The sequence below is a fragment of the Vibrio sp. 1069 genome (assembly GCF_033340555.1).
This window is the reverse complement of sequence record NZ_JAWOWP010000707.1, coordinates 1-574: the sequence shown is the minus strand read 5'-3', so window position 1 is coordinate 574 and position 574 is coordinate 1. Positions and strand designations below refer to the sequence as shown.

Annotated in this window: 1 pseudogene; it reads right to left on the bottom strand. The window is 48.1% G+C overall.

Annotation, left to right across the window (positions count from 1 at the left end):
• Positions 1-574 (bottom strand): annotated as a pseudogene (locus tag R7040_RS28595) (peptidase M6); the annotation flags it as partial.

The window sequence follows — 574 nt, the reverse complement described above, 5'->3', positions numbered from 1 at the left end:
CTTTGTGCCACGGACACATTGATCACACCATCATTCGCGGTGCCGTAACTCTCGATAGCTGGGACGACTTTAAATTTACCTTGAGAGTTTTTATCAAAGTAATCCACAACGCTTTGGCCATTCGTGTCGAAAACACGTTGCTCGAAATTGTGCACCATCGCTTGATCGTTAAAAGAAACCTGCACAACCAACAGAGGCTGCTGTTTCACGCTCGAGCTGCTCATCGCCTGATAACCTTGTGCCGTGCGCAATAAGTTTTGGCGAGCCATAGGTTCAATCGCTTTTAACGAAGACAGCTCCGGCTTAACTTGCACGTCAGGACGAAACTTCGCGGAATCAGGCGCATCACTGGATTGGGTTTTCTCAATACCAGTCGAGAGCAACTCAGGGGTGTCTGAATTACGCTGGATCTGAGCAAAAAACCAAACACCATCTTCCTGAATCAAGGCATTGCCTTGTTTGTCTTCAAACCAATGGAAATCAGCAGTTCCGCGTAAAATCGCCTCGCTATTGCTTCCGTCACTCAGCGTGATCGGATGCCAAATTGGCGATGGTGGTGTCGTTGCCATACTGT